The sequence below is a fragment of the Belliella filtrata genome (genome assembly GCF_022549775.1).
In the GTDB taxonomy this organism is placed as follows: Bacteria; Bacteroidota; Bacteroidia; order Cytophagales; family Cyclobacteriaceae; genus Belliella; species Belliella filtrata.
The window spans coordinates 1-18,756 of sequence record NZ_JAKZGP010000008.1 but is presented as its reverse complement, the minus strand read 5'-3'; the positions used below and the strand labels follow the sequence as shown (position 1 = coordinate 18,756).

The 18,756-nt window shown below is 39.1% G+C and carries 15 protein-coding genes; 2 read left to right on the top strand and 13 right to left on the bottom strand.

What is annotated here, in order from left to right:
- The first annotated feature begins 1 nt into the window (after nt 1).
- Nucleotides 2–793, top strand: coding sequence for a rhomboid family intramembrane serine protease (locus tag MM239_RS05005; RefSeq protein WP_241347108.1), 792 nt, complete (start codon nt 2–4; stop codon nt 791–793).
- 12 nt (nt 794–805) lie between these two features.
- Nucleotides 806–1,744: a rhomboid family protein gene (locus tag MM239_RS05000; RefSeq protein WP_241347107.1), complete on the top strand. Its 939-nt coding sequence runs from the start codon at nt 806–808 to the stop codon at nt 1,742–1,744.
- Nucleotides 1,745–1,877: 133 nt separating this feature from the next.
- Here the strand turns inward: MM239_RS05000 and MM239_RS04995 are convergent, their stop codons facing one another.
- The 13 genes from MM239_RS04995 to MM239_RS04935 form a co-directional block, all read right to left on the bottom strand.
- Complete coding sequence (locus MM239_RS04995; RefSeq protein WP_241347106.1) at nt 1,878–2,348, bottom strand: hypothetical protein; 471 nt, start codon at nt 2,346–2,348, stop codon at nt 1,878–1,880.
- A gap of 245 nt (nt 2,349–2,593) precedes the next feature.
- Nucleotides 2,594–4,315, bottom strand: a complete 1,722-nt coding sequence (gene ggt / locus MM239_RS04990; RefSeq protein ID WP_241347105.1) for a gamma-glutamyltransferase — start codon at nt 4,313–4,315, stop codon at nt 2,594–2,596.
- Nucleotides 4,316–4,414: 99 nt separating this feature from the next.
- Entirely contained in the window at nt 4,415–5,920 is a 1,506-nt protein-coding gene (locus tag MM239_RS04985; protein ID WP_241347104.1) for an N-acyl-D-amino-acid deacylase family protein, read from the bottom strand.
- A 53-nt stretch (nt 5,921–5,973) separates the two neighbouring features.
- Nucleotides 5,974–7,518, bottom strand: coding sequence for a glutamate racemase (locus MM239_RS04980; protein WP_241347103.1), 1,545 nt, complete (start codon nt 7,516–7,518; stop codon nt 5,974–5,976).
- A gap of 7 nt (nt 7,519–7,525) precedes the next feature.
- The gene (locus MM239_RS04975) at nt 7,526–8,590 is read right to left on the bottom strand and encodes a serine hydrolase domain-containing protein (RefSeq protein ID WP_241347102.1); all 1,065 of its coding nucleotides are present in this window, start codon (nt 8,588–8,590) and stop codon (nt 7,526–7,528) included.
- A 193-nt stretch (nt 8,591–8,783) separates the two neighbouring features.
- On the bottom strand, nt 8,784–9,251 hold the full coding sequence (locus tag MM239_RS04970; protein ID WP_241347101.1) for a DUF4843 domain-containing protein: 468 nt from the start codon (nt 9,249–9,251) through the stop codon (nt 8,784–8,786).
- Between the two features lie 19 nt (nt 9,252–9,270).
- Entirely contained in the window at nt 9,271–10,677 is a 1,407-nt protein-coding gene (locus tag MM239_RS04965) for a RagB/SusD family nutrient uptake outer membrane protein (protein ID WP_241347100.1), read from the bottom strand.
- 12 nt (nt 10,678–10,689) lie between these two features.
- A complete protein-coding gene (locus MM239_RS04960) occupies nt 10,690–14,022 on the bottom strand; it encodes a TonB-dependent receptor (protein ID WP_241347099.1) in 3,333 nt (1,110 codons plus the stop codon).
- Nucleotides 14,023–14,192: 170 nt separating this feature from the next.
- A complete protein-coding gene (locus MM239_RS04955) occupies nt 14,193–15,293 on the bottom strand; it encodes a FecR family protein (RefSeq protein ID WP_241347098.1) in 1,101 nt (366 codons plus the stop codon).
- A 202-nt stretch (nt 15,294–15,495) separates the two neighbouring features.
- Nucleotides 15,496–16,131, bottom strand: a complete 636-nt coding sequence (locus MM239_RS04950) for an RNA polymerase sigma factor (protein ID WP_241347097.1) — start codon at nt 16,129–16,131, stop codon at nt 15,496–15,498.
- Between the two features lie 283 nt (nt 16,132–16,414).
- Nucleotides 16,415–17,422: an ADP-ribosylglycohydrolase family protein gene (locus MM239_RS04945; protein ID WP_317235616.1), complete on the bottom strand. Its 1,008-nt coding sequence runs from the start codon at nt 17,420–17,422 to the stop codon at nt 16,415–16,417.
- A 234-nt stretch (nt 17,423–17,656) separates the two neighbouring features.
- Nucleotides 17,657–18,049 (bottom strand): alpha/beta hydrolase, encoded by a 393-nt coding sequence (locus tag MM239_RS04940; protein ID WP_241347095.1) that lies wholly within the window; start codon nt 18,047–18,049, stop codon nt 17,657–17,659.
- Nucleotides 18,037–18,495, bottom strand: coding sequence for an alpha/beta hydrolase family protein (locus tag MM239_RS04935; protein ID WP_241347094.1), 459 nt, complete (start codon nt 18,493–18,495; stop codon nt 18,037–18,039). Before MM239_RS04935 ends, MM239_RS04940 begins: the two co-directional genes overlap by 13 nt.
- Between the last annotated feature and the right edge of the window lie 261 nt (nt 18,496–18,756).

The following is an 18,756-nucleotide window of genomic DNA, read 5'->3' as shown; positions in this document are numbered from 1 at the left end:
AATGTTCAGAAATCTTACACCAGTAGTCAAAAACCTTTTGCTGATAAACATTGGCGTATTTGTCATTGCCAGTTATTTCATGCCTGGTTTGGAGAAAATTTTTGCGCTATACTATGTAGAAAGTGCATCATTTCTACCTACTCAGTTTGTCACTTACATGTTTATGCATGCCAACTTTTGGCATCTCTTTAGCAACATGTTTGGTCTGTTTATATTCGGGCCACTGCTTGAGCAGTTTTTGGGGCCAAAGAAGCTACTTATACTCTGGATGGTATGTGGTGTAGGAAGTGGACTATTATACTCTGGCTATAATGCTTACAAGATTCATCAGCTTGACCAAGAAATCGAGGCCTTCTATGCTAATCCTAGCCCTGACACTTTCAACGACTTCGTCAAAGACAATAGACACCTTTTCAAATCTGGTGTGTATGATTTCATTGATGAATATAGCAAAAACCCAGAGAGCAAAAGTCTCATTCAAAGGGCAAAAGAAAACTATAATGGAATCAGGGATATTCAAATCAATATTCCAATGGTGGGAGCTTCAGGAGCCTTGTTTGGGATTTTGATTGCATTTGCAATGTTTTTCCCCAACACCGAACTGCTCTTGCTATTCCCCCCAATGCCAGTGAAGGCGAAATACTTAGTCCTTTTCTATGGACTATATACAGTTTATAATATATTTAACAACAATCCTTCAGACAATGTAGCCCATTTTGCACATTTGAGCGGATTGATTGTTGGTGGTATTTTAGTATATTATTGGAAAAGAAATCGGAAGAACTTTTATTAAAAGAGCCTAGGTATGTACGGAGGATTTTGGGACAATTTAAAAAATGCATTTCGCTATAATAACAATAGCCTATACAAGCTGATTGCTATCAACTTGCTTGTATTTTTTGCTGTTTTGGTCTTTAGGATTGTTCTTAGCTTTTCAGGCGCAGAGAATGTTTACAGGACACTGCTCTCCTACCTGATGATGCCTGCCGACCTTGGGCAGTTTATACAGCAGCCATGGACTATTTTGACCTACATGTTCTTGCATGAAGGCATCTTTCATATTCTCTTCAATATGCTTTTTCTGTATTGGTTTGGATTGTTATTGATGGAATATTTAGGAAGCAGAAAACTGGCAAATATCTATATTTTGGGCGGTATATCTGGTGCACTACTCTATGTCTTGATGTATAATGTATCTCCAATGTTTGCAGAAGTTTTGCCTGCAGCAAAGATGCTTGGAGCTAGTGCTGGGGTGTATGCCATTGTGGTAGCAGCAGCTACATTATCACCTAACACTACATTTCATTTGTTACTACTTGGCCCTGTAAAAATCAAATATATTGCTATCTTCTATGTGTTCATAGCATTTGCCAACTCAGCGGGAAACAATGCAGGTGGAGAATTGGCCCACCTTGGTGGTGCAGCTATGGGATTTTGGTATGTGTATCAACTAAGAAAAGGAAACGATTGGGGAAAACCAATACAAGCGATTGGGCAGTTTTTTGAATCGCTACTTTCTCCAAAAAGAAAAATCAAAGTGACTTATAAAAAGAAGTACACCAAAGAAACTCAAAACAGTAACTACTCCACAAGTTCTAAAAGTAGCGCTACCTCTTCATATTCATCAACCACAGATGCCACACAGGAAGAAATAGATGATATCCTTGACAAAATCGCAGAAAGAGGCTATGAGGCTTTGAGCAAAGAAGAAAAAAGAAAACTTTTTGAATTCAGTAAAAAGTAAGGTGAAATTATACTTTAATCTGATTTCAGCATCCTTTTATCAAAACAGCCTCACGATTTTCCCTTTATAGGATCAAAACTCCATCAAGAGATTGATTAAGTTTGATCCGATTTATATCCTATTATACAAGATTTTAGGGCAGTCTGTATACAGCTCCCACTCTGAGGACTGGCCACCGTGAGTTCTGACTTTGCATTTTAAACTCAGTAATAAATCCAAACTGCTCCGTTGCCTTGATAAATGCACCTGCTCCAAAGTTAGCTCCAGATCTTTGTTGATTTACTCCTGGATTACCTGGTTGAAGATTGATCCAATAATTGCTATAACCTGCCAAAAGATAGACTTGAGAGACTCCTTCTGTGAGGTAATATTTCAAGTCCATGTTGAGATTTAGAGAATTGCCTACTTCAGGAAACCATACTGTAAATGTAGGCGCTACGGAAAATTTGTCTGCAAAAAAATACTCTCCTCCGACAAAGGTCCCTACCTCTTTGATTGTCAGCCTGTAATCCCCTCCTGCCATCAACCTTACTTCTCCTTGCTCCTGTGCAAACAAATTTCCGAACATCATGAAAAACACAATGATAAATAATCCCTTTTTCATTACAATTTTCTTTTGGAGTTAAACTTTTGATCGAAATCATCTAAATCTTATTGACCAAAAGTAACATTATATTCTCAATTCTATAAGATAAAGGCGGAATTGTATGCTTGAAAATAGGCGTAAAGCTAAACCAGATAGTGCAAAAAAATCTCCATAAAAAAGTAAAACCCTCAAGACTTAAATAGCCTTGAGGGTTAAAGAGTACTTTTTTTATGATAAATACTATAAGTATATATCAATCTACATTAATAGCCTACAGCATAATCATCTCCACGAGGATCTCCAGCACCTTCCAGCTTCCCATCCTTTTGAATCAAGATGGCATCTACTCTACCAATGTTCCCCCTGTCAATAAACCTATGCCCCATTTTAGCCAATTGATTCCTGACGTCTTCAGTGATAGCATCTTTCTCAAGCTGAATATCCTCAGGATACCACTGATGATGAAATCTCCTTTTTGCTACAGCATCAGTCATGGACATATCATGCTCAAGCACATTTAGAATTACTTGAAACACACTTGTGATGATTGTTGAACCACCTGGGGTTCCGACAACCATCTTTAGCATGCCGTCCTTTTCTATGATTGTAGGTGTCATGGCACTAAGCATTCTCTTATTTGGTGCTATTGCATTGGCGGCTCCACCAAGAAGCCCGTATTTATTTGGATGGCCTGGTTTCACACTGAAATCATCCATTTCATTATTCAAAAGAAAACCAGCTCCGCTTACAAAGGTCTTCGATCCATAAGCAGAATTGATTGTTGTGGTGAGTGATACAGCATTTCCGAACTGGTCAATTATGCTATAATGTGTTGTCTCCTCACTTTCTACAACATTGATTTCAAGAGCTTTCACCTCTTCACTTTTGCTCGCAATAGAAGGATCAATTTGATCTGCCCTTGCAGATAAATATGAACCATTCAAAAGTTCCGCTACTGGAACATCCCAAAAATCAGGGTCTCCCAAATGTGCTGCCCTATCCGCATATACCCTTCTTTCCATTTCAGTCATCAAGTGTATCGTCTCTGCCGTTTGATGTCCAGAGTTCTTGAGATCAAAATGGGAAGCTATACCTAGCAACTGCATCAGTGCTACACCTCCACTGCTTGGAGGTCCCATTCCAATAACTTTGTACCCCTTGTATTCCCCAACAATTGGCTCTCTCCATTGAGCCTTATAACTTTTGAGATCTTCATGCGTCATGATCCCAGCCCCAGCATCCATCTCTTCAACGATCAAGTCAGCGGTGACTCCTTCATAAAATCCTTTAACGCCATCATTTTGTATCCTTGATAAGGTCTTTGCAAGCTCAGCTTGAACCAAGAGATCTCCTTCCTTCCATTCCCCTTCTTTGATCAAAGCTACCTTTTCTGGAAATCTGTTATTCTCCACAAACTCCTTTCTTAGGCTATTGTAGTTTCTTGCCTGCTGAGCGGTGATTTTAAAGCCATCTTTGGCCAGGTCTATGGCTGGTTGTATGAGAAGTGACATGTCTATGGTCCCAAATTTCTTATGGGCTTCAAACATCCCTGCAACTGAGCCTGGCACTCCGGCTGAAGTCACCCCATATAGACTTGCGTTGACATCTACATTCCCCTGATCATCTTGATACATAGTCTCTGAAGCAGCGAAAGATGCTTTTTCTCTGAAATCTAAGGTACTGACGTTCCCATCCTTATCCCTATAGACCATAAAACCACCTCCACCAATATTTCCAGCTGAAGGATATACTACAGCCAATGCAAAATGAGTCGCAACCATAGCATCTATGGCATTGCCGCCATCAGCCAAAACCTTCGCGCCCACTTTGGATGCTTCTGGGTGAGCTGTTACAACCATTGCCTTTTCAGCAATTGCTGTTTTGCCTTCGATTAGGCTGATTTTCTCCTCGTTGTCACATGAAAGTGTCAATAAAAGTAAAAACGACCACAAAAACATGAAGTAGGTTTTTTTAGATTTTTGCATAAAATTTCAATTAAAATTGTGTCCTATAATTTGTTAAAATGAGGTCCATGTATCCCCTATAATTTAGATAAAACAACCAATAAGCAGGTATTTAACATACTATTTCCTAATAGGTGTACCCGCAAGCGCTCCAGTATATGCTCCATTTTCTATCGCAACTTGTCCATTTACAAAAACGAACGTCATCCCTTCGCTGAAAGCTGTTGGATTCTGGAAAGTCGCATTTTCTTTGACTTTAATAGGATCAAAAAGGATTAAGTCAGCATAATAACCTTCTTTGATCTCTCCTCTTTCAGGTATTCCAAGATGATATGCAATATCAAAAGAACTTTTCTTTATCATTTCTCCTAATGATAATACTTGATCTTCAAATACATACTTTTGGATCTTCCTTGCGTATGAACCGAATTTCCTGGGATGCCCTACGACACCATCTGAACCTGTGAAAACCCAGTCTTGCTTCATAAAATGTATCAAATCTTCCTCTTTCATATTGAATGAAACGACCCGAACACCTCCAGCTTCTTTCAAAATTTTCACTACAATCCCCTCTGCTGGAAGACTGAGCTTCTCGCTGAGTGCCTCTAGTGATAGATCATGGTAATCCGTCAAATCTTCTGCACTCACAATGAGAGATGAAGCGCCACCACGTCTTCGGATATTTTCTTTCACTTCCACCAGTATCCGTTGATGTAGCTCCTCATCCTTAAGCCTATCTACTAATGCGTCATACCCACCATCCTCTGCCCATCTTGGTATCAATGCTGCTATCATGCTTGTTCGTGATGCTATATAAGGGTATTGATTGGCTGTAATTTCAAGTCCGTCAGCCTTTGCATTTTCTATCATTTGAATCACTTCATCACTCAGTCCCCACACATCAGCACCTAAGGCTTTGATATGAGAAAAATGAAGGGGAATACCAGTTCTTCTGCCAATTTCTAAGGTTTCTTTTATGGATTCGATCAATCCTATAGAATAAGAACTCTCATCCCTGATATGGGTGTCATAAACTCCTCCAAAAGAGGCTGCTACTGTTGCAAGTGCTACGACCTCATCTGTCTCGGCATAACTCCCTGGTGCATAGAAAAGTCCAGTACTCAAACCAATAGCACCTTCTTCCATCGCCTGAGAGACCATGTCCTTCATGCGTTGCAATTCATCATCTGTAGGCTGTACATCTTTTGCTCCCAATACCAGCCTACGTACAGTTCCATGCCCGACAAATAATGCTACATTTGTACCTATACCGTTTTCGGACCATTGACGAAAACTCCTCTCTATGGGAAACGGACTTCCACCATCATTTCCAGCGATTACTGTAGTCACTCCTTGATAAAGTGCTGAGAGGTTACTTTTCCTTTCAGCATGGGAGAGATCAGATTCCAAATGTGTATGGGGGTCAATGAAGCCTGGAGCTAAGACCAAGCCTTTTGCATTGATTTTTACCAGATCATGATACCCTTCTAGAGAAATCTGTGAGGTATCAAGCTTGAGGATACGATCACCTGAAACAAGAACATTTAATTTGCGAGATGATGTTTGCTTTCCATCATATACTTCCGCTCCATGGATGTAATAGGTGGTCTGCTGACATGTAGCCACTTGGCTTAAGCAACAAACCAATATTATAAGCAGAGTTGATTTAAAGATAATTTTCATGGCAACATGCTGGCTGGTGATAGGTCTACTAACTTCTCATTCTTTTGATGAAAACTTCTAATTGCCTGAAATACTGTAGGCACAGATTGTTCAAGTCTCTGGTATGTATCTTCTGCAATATTTTCCTTGGAAAATGGAACCACCTTAACATACTCCTGAATCTCCTCAGCGATTCTGCCATACTTGTATTCATATGTAAAGTTCAAGCTATTTTCAACTTTTACATTTGGGTTGTCCAAATTGGGAACACTGATGTAAAATTCACTTTTTGAAAAATCACCCTTTTTGCTCAGCAGGTCATTATCTGCTAAAAATTGATAAAGCTCTATGGCTACATTGTCTGCTGGATCCACCATCTGGATATCTTCGTCCATCAAGTCTCTGTACCTGTACCCATCTGCATCTTTGAAATCATAAAGTTCAGCTATAACTTTCCTCATCTCACTTTGTAGATATGGGTAGTGTGTACAACCAAGTAAAATCACTTTCAGCGGCTGTGGGTTTTGACTTGACTTTATCTTCTCCATCATACTGACTAGATGATATCTCACATAATTCTCTGTACTATTGATTTGCATGATATCGCAATCATCAATGTTCGAATTGTCACAAAGCATTTTCCCATGATCAAAATCGAAATTGTACACATCAAGAAGTGTTTTATGTATAGGGAAATCAGGGTGCTCAAGGCTTGGTCCTCTGTAATTGCCACGGGGATTTTGAGATGTTGAAGAAATGTAGTCAGCTTCTTGATCTACAGCTTCTGCAAGACCATGCCCACCTTGATTGAAAACTTGGATATCTCCCTGAACGCCCATCTCTTCTTTGTATTTCATGATCGTGTTTTCATAGCCTTTAGACGCGATAGTTCCCACGGTAGCAAAAACCGCAATAGACCCATCTTCATTTTCTTCAAATTTCTCCAAAGCGCCTTTTGCTCCTGCATCTATTACACCGATCACTTTAAGCGGTATATTGGCCTTTTGCATGAAATCTACCAAAGATTCCTTTCCATAGGCAGTGGCTGTGTTGCAAGCGATCACCATGGCTTTGATAGGCTCTTTGGATTGCTTGACCTCGTCAGCTTTTTGCTCTACGTAGAATTTCTTGGCCAAAAGAAATTGAGCATCTTTGATAATGTGCTCGAGCAACAATTCGGAATTGTTTGCAGCATAATAATTACCATATGGCATATTTGCTTGATCTGCGAGGTAAATGAATTTTTCACTTTCAAAATCTAGAATTCCGTCTGCATCCAGCTCATGTGATTGATTGTGAAACTTGTCAGATTCCATCACTGAGTTTAGAATGGTAAGGCCTCCAGTACCTGAATCAAAAAAACCTATCGGAAGGTCTGCATCAATCTGATATGCCTCTGTGTCGATATAATAAAAACTCTCTCTATCAGAAAGAATGGCATGCTCAATAGCCGAAACCTCCTCAAGCTCTTGATTATGGCTCTTTTGAATTTCACCACACCCGAAAGAAAGGGAAATTACAAATGGAATAGTGTATTTTAAATGGGATATATTTTTTTTCATCTCACTTCTATTTCGTGTATGGTGCTAAAATGAATTCATTGATCAAAGTAGCGATATCTGTAAAATGCTGTGAAGGTGCACTTCCCCTGTATTTGGAAGTTAAGACAATGATCATGTCAAGCTCTGGAATTGTCATCATATATTGACCACCAAAGCCAATCCCACAGTAAGTCTTGTATCCAGAAGCCTCTATCAACCACCACAAATAACCATAGCCATCAATAGGAAATGGCCTAGAAATCCCTTGCGGAGTCACTTTAAAGTTAACACTATCATCAAGCCATTCTTTGTTGATAATTTGCTTGTCAAGGTATTTTCCTCCATGCTTGATCATTACACCAATTTTAGCATAGTCAGCAGGTTTGATGAAGATATTATTTCCGCCTTCATGATACCCCATCGGATCTGCAGTCCATTGATCCACATGGATATCCATAGGAGAAAAAAGGTGCTTTTGAGCAAACTCCAAAGCTGAAGTCCCCACGGCTTTTGCCAAAACCACTCCTAAAAGATGAGTGTCTCCAGTACTGTAACCATACAAAGTCCCTGGGTCTTCCTCTAGTGGTAACTCAAGCGCATAGGCTACCCAATCTTCACTTGAAACCCATGCGGAATACTTGTCCAAGCTAGTGGGTTCAAGACCTGATTGCATGGTCATCAAATGGCGAATCGAAATTTGCTTTTTTCGAGGATCCATTTCTTCTTTGAAGTATTCTGGAAGAAAATCATATACTGTCTGGTCGATAGACTTGATATATCCTTCTTGTACTGCGATACCGACAAGGATATTTAGGATACTTTTTGATCCTGATTTGATATTGCTGTAGTCTGTATTTGGATCAAAGCCATTGAAGTAACTCTCATAAACCATGGTATCATTCTTGACTATAATTAAGCTATTGATTCTATCCATGGTATTGGCCATGCTATCGATCAAGTGCTTATCATGCTCAGACCAACCCATTTGAGTAAAGCTTTCTAAGCTTTTGGACATTTCTTTTTCTTGGGCATATATCTGAAAATGGGCAGAAACTGTTAAGGCTAATAGGATAAAGTAAGATACAGGTTTCATAAATTAAGTAAGGTTAAAATCAAGGCTGCCTCCATATTTTGAGTTGATTTCCAAATCATTCAGCACAGTTCAAATACAGGTGTTTTTACTTTCAATAGCTTACAAACGGTCAAAACTATAGAAAACAAGACCTGCAGTACGTCTAAATGTTGAACATGTGATTATACATGTATGGGACAGCCTTGAATTGAGATTATAGAGATATTCCGATTCTCATGTGGTTATTGCTTGGTGCCACATTTTCATTCCCTTCTAATTCTAGCACTAGGATAAAATTGGTAGAGCCAGGTCTTTCAAAAGCCAACCGCTCAACTTCGATGTATCCAAAACTTGAGTTGGCTGGAATGGTAAATGTTCCCGCATTGGCAATGCTGTAGTGGACACCACTCTCGGCATTACTTTCTTCTTCCAAAATACGGTAACTGATCTCTTGATCTTGAGCCATATGGCCACCGATCAAGTTAACTTGATAGCTTACTGTGCCCACTGTTCGCTGATTAATCAAGGGATAGTTTCTTCCTGTAGCATTATTCGTGACTACAGCATTTTGAAACTCAACCAATTTATCTGTAAAGGAATACCTCTCTTCGTAAACTTCGAAGCAAGCTGTAGTTGTAAGGCTACATAAGATCAGGAAAATGATATATTTGAAATTTTTCATTTTTGTATCTGTTTTAGGGTTAATAGCCAGGATTTTGTTCTAGGTTCGGATTGATATCAACTTCTCTGATAGGAATTCTAGCCAGTGTTCTAAAATCTTCGAAAGGTATGGTTCCAAACTCCTTGACGATATCAAGTCCAAGTCTTTTCAAATCAAAAGATCTATGGCCTTCAAATGAAAACTCAAGCCTTCTTTGAGTCAAGATTTCTTCAATCAAATCATCACCTTCAAGCGCTACCTCTTGTAATCCGGCTCTTTGCCTGATGATATTCAAGTTTTCATTTGCTTCTTCTGTTTGCCCTAACCTCGCATGTGCTTCGGCTTTGTTCAAATAAAGTTCAGAAACACGAATTACCGGTACATTGTCTAAGTTGTTGATACCACCTCGGCTAAAGAACTTGGTAGTCTCAAAGACGCCGCTGTTCATTCCTAGTCCTCTATAAATAATCGATCTTCTTACATCCTCTTCAGCATAGAGATCTAGCAATTCTGGACTGAATACAGCAAGACCTTGAGAGGTAGCCGTTGTGGTCTGATCATTGAATCTCGTGGTAAATGTGGCCCTAAGTGATTCATTTTGTCCAAGATTTTCATTGGTCATGAATACCACTTCAAAGACTGATTCAGGGTGAACCTCTTGTCTCCATGATGAGAAGTAATTGTCTCCTGTAACAAATGTCCCTACACCAGAAGCAAGTGCCTTATCAGCTTCTGTGATTACTTTTTGATAGTCACCATTATACAATGCTACTCTTGAAAGAAGTGCGGCAGCAGCTCCATGTGAGGCATAATGAGGTGTCTGGGTATTCGCTCCCTCAAGTAAAGCATAAGCCATTTCGAGATTCTCATAGATATACTCATATACTTCGCTGATAGGAGCTCTTCCAGCTAGGACTATTTCGTTCACATTTCTTATCCCAGTCATCAATAAGGGGACTCCACCACGGTCATTTTCAGGAATGATAGCCGTAGGATCGTAGGCATAAACACGCGCTAAGTTGTGATAATACAATCCTAGCAAAAATCGGATTTGACCTTCAATTTCATTTCTGAAATCTACTGAAAATTCATTTTCTTCCAGTGCTCTTAGTACTAAATTGGCCTCGTTAATAGCATAGTAAGAATTTTGCCAATTGTTGATATGAGCTCCTGGTTGGTTATTGGCTTCACCTGTAAGTCTGATTCCTGTTCCAGCCTGAATTGAATTGTCTGTCAACACTTCAGGTATGGCGATCATATCCCTTCCGTATTGGCTGATAGCTCGCAGTCTTGAAAAGACGGAATTTGTCGCAGCCCTTACTGCCTCTGGGCTAGTCAAGGCTTCATCTGCATCTATACTTTGTTGAGGGTTTGTTTCTACAAAACTTTCACATGCAGCAAAAGTGATCAATAGAAACAAAACCAGGTATGTATTTAATTTTTTCATGATGTCCATTTTTTAAAATCCAATCTGTATCCCTATCGTGTAATTTCTAGTCTGAGGGACAACACCCTGATTGCTAGTAAAATCACTTCCATCTAAGTAAAACTCTGGATCATAGCCAGTCCATGCAGTCCAAGTCAATAGATTCACTGCCTGGGCATAAATTCTTGCATTGGTTAACTTAAGCTTGTTTACAAGACGCGGACTGAAATCATATCCAAGTGTAACTTGCTTCAACCTGATAAATGAAGCATCTTCCAAAAATCTACTTGATGTTCTGATGTAAGATGCTCCATTGGTTTCGGCACCTCCTTCAAATGGTCTAGGGTGTGGTGTGATTTGACCTGGCTCTGTCCACCTTTCTAAGTATACACTTTCCAAGGCATTCCTAATACCAAATCCATTTCTGTACCACCCCACATTTGCATTGTTGTAATACTCTCTTCCCATATCGTAAGTGAAGAATACATCAAGCGATAGGTTTTTGTATGTGAATGAATTGGACCATCCTCCGAAATAATTGGACAACTCACTACCGAAAATCTGATAATCTCCCGGATTTAATGGATTGTAAGTAATATCTCCATTGGCATCATACCACATCGGTCTACCAGTAGCGGAATTGACACCAGCATAAGCAGCTTCAAAATTGGTTCGCAAAGGATAACCAACTCGCACGGACTGATTACCAGGAAGCACGTCCAAGTCATCAAACAACCTCGTTACTTCATTATCCAAGAAGGTGATATTAAAGCTACTTCTCCATAAAAAATCTTTGTTTCTGATCACATCAGCAGCTATTTCTATTTCGATACCCTTGTTGACGACTTCACCGATATTGCTTGTGATATTTCCATATCCAGAAATCCATGGTAATGGCTGACCAAGCAGCAAGTCTTTGCTCGTTCTATGAAAAACTTCAACAGCACCATAGAGTCTGCTCTCGAAGAAAGAGTAGTCAATACCAAGATTGTATGTAATGTTTCTTTCCCATCCGAGGTCAACATTGGCAATTCCCCCAGGCTGTATACCTGGATTGCCTGCATAGTTACCAGCACCTCCATACAATCCTCTAGCGGCAAAATTACCAATTTGGTCATTTCCTGTCTGGCCATACCCGAATCTAAGCTTCAGCTGATCAACGTTTCGGGAATTTACAAGGAAACTCTCCTGAGAGAAATCCCAACCCACAGAAAGTGCTGGGAAGAGGCCGAACTGATTGTCCGCACCAAACCTACTAGATCCATCATATCTTAGAATGGCGCTAGCAAAGAATTTTCTATCATATTCAAAATTGGTCTGACCAAATACTCCAAATCTTTTGAAACCTGTCCATGTACCGAATACAGTAAGTGGTGTAGAGGCAGAAGACATTCTTCTAAACTGATGCGTTGGAAATCCCTCTGCGGTACTTCCTTCTCTTTCTCTTTGATCACTTCTATATTCTGCACCAACTAGGGCTGTTAGTCTACTTTTATCATTCAGCTTTTTATTATAGTTCAATGTTTGGTTTGTGATAAAGTTTGTGTTTTGCATGGTCTCGATTTGAAGAAAACCTTGTCGTCCAAAACCACCCTCTGTCCTTGGGTCAATGTAAAACTCTGACGAAATGATTCTGTAATCCAATCCATAAAAGGATTTGAACTCTAAGTCATCAGTAATCTTATATCTAGCTGTAAAATTCCCTATCACTGATCTTTGTCTTGATCTAGCAGTATTGTATTCGGCAGTTTGGACAGGATTGTACCTCATGGTACCAGGTAATCCTCCCAATGGCGCATTCCATGAACCATCCTCTAGTCTAAATGGCTCTGTAGGCACTATCATCGGTGAAGCAAACTGTGGTGCTGCAAAAAGCCCTGTGGTACCTACCCCATCATTACCATTTTGTACGATAGAGCTCAAGTTAGTATTCATTTCAAATGTCAACCTCTCATTGGCTTTGTGGGTCACACCCAGTCTTGCTGTGGCTCTTTGAAAATCTATTGCCACCACATTTCCGATATGATTATTGTATGATCCGGACATGATAAAGGTAGTTTTATCATTTCCCCCAGAGGCTGTCAAGTCAAGGTTATCCACTACACCCGTTCTGAATCCTATATCTTGCCAATCATAAGTCGGCAATGCTGCAATTTGAGCGTCTGTGAGATCAGTTGGTAGCCTGAGATCATTCAGTACACCCGTTCTGATTGTCTCTGGAGTCCTTGTTGGGAATCTGTTTGACATAGCCTCCATCCTTGCATCTATGAATTGCTGGGAATTCATCATCTGCATTTTAGGCATTGGTTCAGTAATCCCTTTGTAGTAGTTTAAATTGAACCTTGTTTTACCAGACTTACCTTTTTTAGTGGTGATAAGGACTACACCATTTGCTGCTTGAGCACCATAGATTGATGCTGCTGCTGCATCTTTCAAAATCTCCATGGACTCAATATCGTTTGGATTAAGAAAAGCCAAGGGGTTGTTCTCTGTTCTGTTGGTACTTACACTTTCACTGTTGAGCTGTACTCCATCTACGATGTACAATGGTTGATTTCCAGCCGTAATAGACCCTTGTCCCCTGATGTTAATATTCACTTGACCTCCAGGGACACCAGAAGATGATTGAACCAAAACACCAGCTGCTCTACCTTGAAGCGCTTTGTCAAATGATCCAACAGGTAAATTTTCTATATCAGAACCACTTACAGAAGACATGGAACCTGTAACTGCTCGCTTTTCTTGCACTACGTATCCAGTGACCACAAACTCATTCAGATTTGATACCTCTGACTTGAGGGAAATGGATAGCTCTGACCTGTTTCCTACAACAACTTCCTCTCTTCTAAAGCCCAGAAATTGAAATATCAATGTGGCATTATCAGAGACTTCTATGCTAAACTTCCCATCTAGGTCTGTAGTAGTCCCTTTGGATGTACCTCTTATCAAAATAGAAACGCCAGGAAGTGGCTCACCACTTTCATCAGTGACAGTACCACTTATTCTCCTATCATCGATTTCGATTTTATTGATTGGAGAAAAAGTGCTTGAAGTCGGTTTCTTTGAGGAGACTACAGCTATTTGCCTTCCCGATATTTGATAGGCCAAATTTCGAGCCCCCAATACCTCAGTAAGCACCTGATCTAGAGGCTTATCCTTGACATGCATTGTAATGCTACTGCCTTGATTTGACTTGATCAACTTATCCTGATAGAAGAATAGGTACTCTGTTTGATTCTGTACGTTGTCAAAAAACTCTTTGAGACTAGCTTGGTTGAGCTCCATACTTACCAGCTTGCTTTGTGAGAATGTGTGGGCGGATACATTCATCATTCCAAAGAGCAATAATCCAGTAATCAGTTTCATACACAAAATCAATTTGAGATAGTATTTCCCAGAGGGTATGGGAATACCTGTTGAAAACTTTTTTTTCATAACTTTGTAATATTGATGTGTTACATTAATTAAAGCTACCCTTGCAGGGGTAGTGCATTGGTCGGAAGGTGTTGCAGCACTTTCCGATTTTTTTTTAAATCTTAAATTCCCTTGGTGAACTCATACCTCCTTCCTTTTTTAGATATAGATACGCCAGACGTAGAAGCGATAGTCCCAAGAACTTGCTCAATGTCTGTTTTCAAATCCAACCTTCCAGTGAAGGTTTCTTTTTCTAGTAATTTACTCTTGATCAAAATCTCTACATTATAAAGTTTCTCAAGTCTCTTGCTGATTTCTTTTATGGATTGCTCTTCAAAAATCAAATAGCCATCTTTCCAACTCACATATGGTTCTACATTTACTTCATTGACCTCAAAAGTCTTTTCATCCTTGCTCCAATTCAGTTGCTGATTGGGTTTAAGTATTTTTTTATCCGATTTGAAAAATGATGCCCTTTCGGGCTTCACCTCTATACTACCGGTGACCAATACCGCCATGGAAAAGTCATTGTTGTCATAAGCATTCACATTGAAGGATGTCCCAAGAACTCGGTAGTTGAGATCCTTAGTCTTCACAGTAAATGGATTGGCCTCATCCTTGAACACCTCAAAGTATGCCTCCCCTTCCAAGTAGATATGTCGATTGCTAGCAAAAGCTGTCGGATAAACCATCTTTGAACCTGAATTCAGGTAAACCTTGCTACCATCAGGAAGTGAAACTTGCGATCTTTTCCCATAAGGAATAATCAAGGTGTTGTACTCTCCCAGTTTGGAAGACGTCGCTTCCTTTTCATTGACTACCACAGCTGCATTTTGATAATCAATCACAGATGCCTCTCCTTCGAGCAAAATGGACTCTTCATCATTGATAATAAGCTGGGCTTGGTCAAAATCCTCTAGGTTCAACTCTCCTAGCATCCTAGAAAAATTCAACCCATCTGACGGTGGATACAAACTAAAATAAGTGCTTCCTGCGACCAATAAAAGGCCTATAAATACCGCCGCATACTTTAGCCAAATGGCTGAAAGTTTTCTGGCATCATCTTTTCGTTGATTTGTAGAGTCAATGATTCTTTCAAAAAGGAGCTCTTTCTTCTCTGAAGAAATTGTCCCTCCAGTAGAAATCCTAAAAGCCTTAGTCAAAAATTTACCAAATTGGTCTTTGAAATTTTTGCTGTTTTCCTGATCCTTATTTTCTGTCATTTTGCTGAGATATCCCTGGAAGCGATATAGTAAGGCTTCACTTATATAGAGGGAATTTATACCCTTGCATAGACAAAAAATCTTATGAAATTCAAAAATATGTTATAAAAACCTGGAAACCTGCAAGTTAAAATCAATTAAAAAGCGCCTTTGAATAATCATGAAAGCACAGTTGGCGGTTTATCTCAAATGTGAAATAAGCTTAATTCAAAAGAGCAGCTATGAAAAGGCTCAGTTGTATTCCACTTTTCAATAACCTGAAATCAATATTCTCTGAAACAACCGTATCAGATTCAAAGTTGGACCGGATATCTTTGATAGCTCTGTACATTAGGGTACGACATGAAGTAAGAGAAATTCCTAGCAAAATACTGATGTCAGCATAGGACAGGTCTTGAATATAATGAAGGTAGATAATTTCCTTTTTCTTTCTACTCAATTGGTTAATAGCTTCTGCAAGCTTGAAAACCATGATCTTTTGCTCCTCATTGTGGATCAGCGGGTCAAATTGAAGATCCTCGATTTCAAAGCTCTTGCAATTTGTATCCTTGAAATCTAAGATTGCATTACTATTAAGGATTGATTTCAACTGTCTTCTGAGACAAGCGAAAAGATAAAATTTGATATTGATATTTTCAGATAAGTTAGCTCTTCTGGCATGCAACTCGACAAACACATCATGAATAGCATCTTCTACTTTGAACTTGTCTTTGCAAAAAAGCAAGCCATACATTACCAAGCTATCAACATGGTCAAGGTATATTTTTTTGAATGCATCTTGATCTCCTTTCAAAAATCTATTCCAAACATTTGACTCTATATAGTAATCCTTTTCCAAATTAAAACGCTAAGCTTGATGTAAATCCATGTTAAATTATCTTTAAATATATGAGTAACAATTTTCACTTCAAATTAATACGCTCGAAAAGTGCTGATAATGTAGATATTGGTTCGTTTTGAGTAGCCAAACTTGTGAATATGGGTTTAATTTGATTAGAAAATGTGATAAACTATCCAAATTCTCAAGTTCACACATTAAAAAATAGCACTAAACTCAAAATACCACGCCTAAAAAATGAAATATGGATTTTTCAATATCCTGGATACTTCCCATGCCACTCCTAATCATCATAGCTATAGTTACTTTTACAACCTACGTTAAGGTCAATCCCAATTTCTTCCACAATATCTTTGTGCATCAACTTATCTTGCCAGTCATGTGGTATTTGCTCCTGACCAACCATAAGCCCCACGATATTACCCGTGATAGCACCAGTACTATCCGAATCTCCTCCATGATTGATTGATGTAAGTACGGCACTTTTGAAGTTGTTTGGATAGTGTAAGGCACAAAGTAAAGCAATCGCAAGCGCCTCCTCTGCTACCCAACCTTCACCAATTGTACTTATAGCTACTTGATCGATATTTTTATTTTTGTATTGCTTATGAAGAGATCTAGCTTTGCTAACTTTATCATAAACTTCCTCGTGTCCATTCCACTTTTTGAGGATCCGAAGGCCATTTGAAATTGATGCTTTCAAATCCAACCCTTGTGATAGGTCAGCGATGATAGAAGCCAATAGCCCTCCACTCAAATAACCAGAAGGATGTCCATGCGTAATGGCTGAAATTTTCACTCCTTCTTCAAAAGCTATTTTCCTGTTGTGGTTAAAAATCAAGCCCACGGGAGCAACTCTCATTACTGTCCCACATCCTTTGCTATCATTGTTTGAAACTTCTAGAGAGCCCATCTTATTTGATTTCAAAGCATGAATGCAAGTAGCTCCAGGGTCTCTTCTTTTGTAGAGTTCCTTTCTCTGAACTAGCCAACCTTCCATGAATCCATATGCTTTGGTAGACTCAGTCACGTCCACACCTTGAGTATGCAGCCACCTAAGATAAGATTGGTGGGTAATCTGAGTTTGTGCACCACCTATACCTTTTAATTCAGCCCTATGCCGCGCTCTCAACAATCCCTCCGCTGTAAATAGCAACATCTGAGTATCATCGGTAAACTCTCCTTTTCCATCAGGATGCTCCACATAATCCTGAACTCCTGAAGCCCCATACTTGCTGATGATAGATTCATAATTCAAAAACTCGATTGGCGCACCCAAAGCATCACCAATAGCCCTCCTAATATGCAGCCGAGGTATTTGTCTTTTTTATTGAGGTTGGTCATGGTTTAGAATGAGTTAGGTATTGGCTAATTCAAATTTTAAGGTTGAAAATATTAAACATAAAGAAGATTTTCCCCCTTTAGGAGATGGTCTTCATTTAACCTGTAAGCCACAAGCTTCCCTCCTTTTGCTACACTGTATTATAAGCAAAAATATTGACTTTATAAAGAGATGGTTCTCCTTTCAGCCATTTTCAAAAGTTACCAAAAACCCCTCTACCTGAATCAAAAACCACCCACCAAAACCCTTGCTTTCATAATTTACCTGAAACCCAGTCAGGTGACCTCCTTCATATAAAACGACTTGACAGTTTTCACCAAGCTTCTCCTTCATCTCCATAGCTGACGAATAGGTAGTAATTGCATCGTCCTTTGCTGCCAAAATCAAAATGGGACAATCAATAGATTCTAAGGCTGATCGAAAAGTCTGGTTACCTCTAGGAAGCAGAATTTCTTTACCTTGAACTTTGTAATAGTCCACAATCTCCGCTGGATCGGTAACGAAACTATCTCCAATAATAAAATCGACTTGATTTTTTATATGGGGAAAGGCCATTACTGATACTATCGTACCCATCGACATTCCCCAAACTCCAAGTTTATTATTTGCAAATCTCTTTGAAACAGTGCTATAACAGCTTCTAGGTCTAAAGCAAACTCGTTATAATAAAGCAACTCCTTACGGATTTCGAAATCTTGACTTTCCCCAAATCCTCTGTAATCAAACGTGACTACTGTATAGCCAGCATGTGCCAGAATTATAGAATGATAAACAAAGTAAGACATATTTCCAGCATCTGGATAAGCCAAAATCAACACAGTATTCTTGTCAGTTTCTGGATTTGCCTCATAAATCCATGAGTTTAGACAAAAGCCATCTGATGTTTGAATATCAAGTTGTTGGTAATTCCAATTCTCTGTAGCTGGTGTTCGTATATATTCCCTTTCTGGATTGATTGCGTAAGTTGAATCAATACAAAAAAAGACGAATGTGAAGAGTATGATACAGATTGGCCTTTTCATAATGTTAACAGTTTACCTTCGTAAATTAAATTTATCAGAATGTTTCTACCAATTGACTCTTTGGGTTCCTATTATTTACATTAAATCTATTGGTTATAATTTTTAAAGGGCATTAATGAGGTATTAAATTGATGGTAACTACTCAGGTTGTAAATTAGCTATATGATTTAGATTTTCTAAGATATTTCCCGAACGTTTGATCAGGGTATCCACGACGGATCTTATAACACAGAAGTTTTCAGCTCCATTGTTGGATTTGAA

Bases quoted from the DNA above. Each gene is read 5' to 3' on its own strand.
- MM239_RS04935 (WP_241347094.1), bottom strand. From the start codon at position 18,495: ATGAAAAGGCCAATCTGTATCATACTCTTCACATTCGTCTTTTTTTGT.
- ggt (WP_241347105.1), bottom strand. From the start codon at position 4,315: ATGCAAAAATCTAAAAAAACCTACTTCATGTTTTTGTGGTCGTTTTTA.
- MM239_RS04940 (WP_241347095.1), bottom strand. From the start codon at position 18,049: ATGGGTACGATAGTATCAGTAATGGCCTTTCCCCATATAAAAAATCAA.
- MM239_RS04980 (WP_241347103.1), bottom strand. From the start codon at position 7,518: ATGAAAAAAAATATATCCCATTTAAAATACACTATTCCATTTGTAATT.
- MM239_RS04955 (WP_241347098.1), bottom strand. From the start codon at position 15,293: ATGACAGAAAATAAGGATCAGGAAAACAGCAAAAATTTCAAAGACCAA.
- MM239_RS05000 (WP_241347107.1), top strand. From the start codon at position 806: ATGTACGGAGGATTTTGGGACAATTTAAAAAATGCATTTCGCTATAAT.
- MM239_RS04960 (WP_241347099.1), bottom strand. From the start codon at position 14,022: ATGAAACTGATTACTGGATTATTGCTCTTTGGAATGATGAATGTATCC.
- MM239_RS05005 (WP_241347108.1), top strand. From the start codon at position 2: ATGTTCAGAAATCTTACACCAGTAGTCAAAAACCTTTTGCTGATAAAC.
- MM239_RS04970 (WP_241347101.1), bottom strand. From the start codon at position 9,251: ATGAAAAATTTCAAATATATCATTTTCCTGATCTTATGTAGCCTTACA.
- MM239_RS04975 (WP_241347102.1), bottom strand. From the start codon at position 8,590: ATGAAACCTGTATCTTACTTTATCCTATTAGCCTTAACAGTTTCTGCC.
- MM239_RS04995 (WP_241347106.1), bottom strand. From the start codon at position 2,348: ATGAAAAAGGGATTATTTATCATTGTGTTTTTCATGATGTTCGGAAAT.
- MM239_RS04965 (WP_241347100.1), bottom strand. From the start codon at position 10,677: ATGAAAAAATTAAATACATACCTGGTTTTGTTTCTATTGATCACTTTT.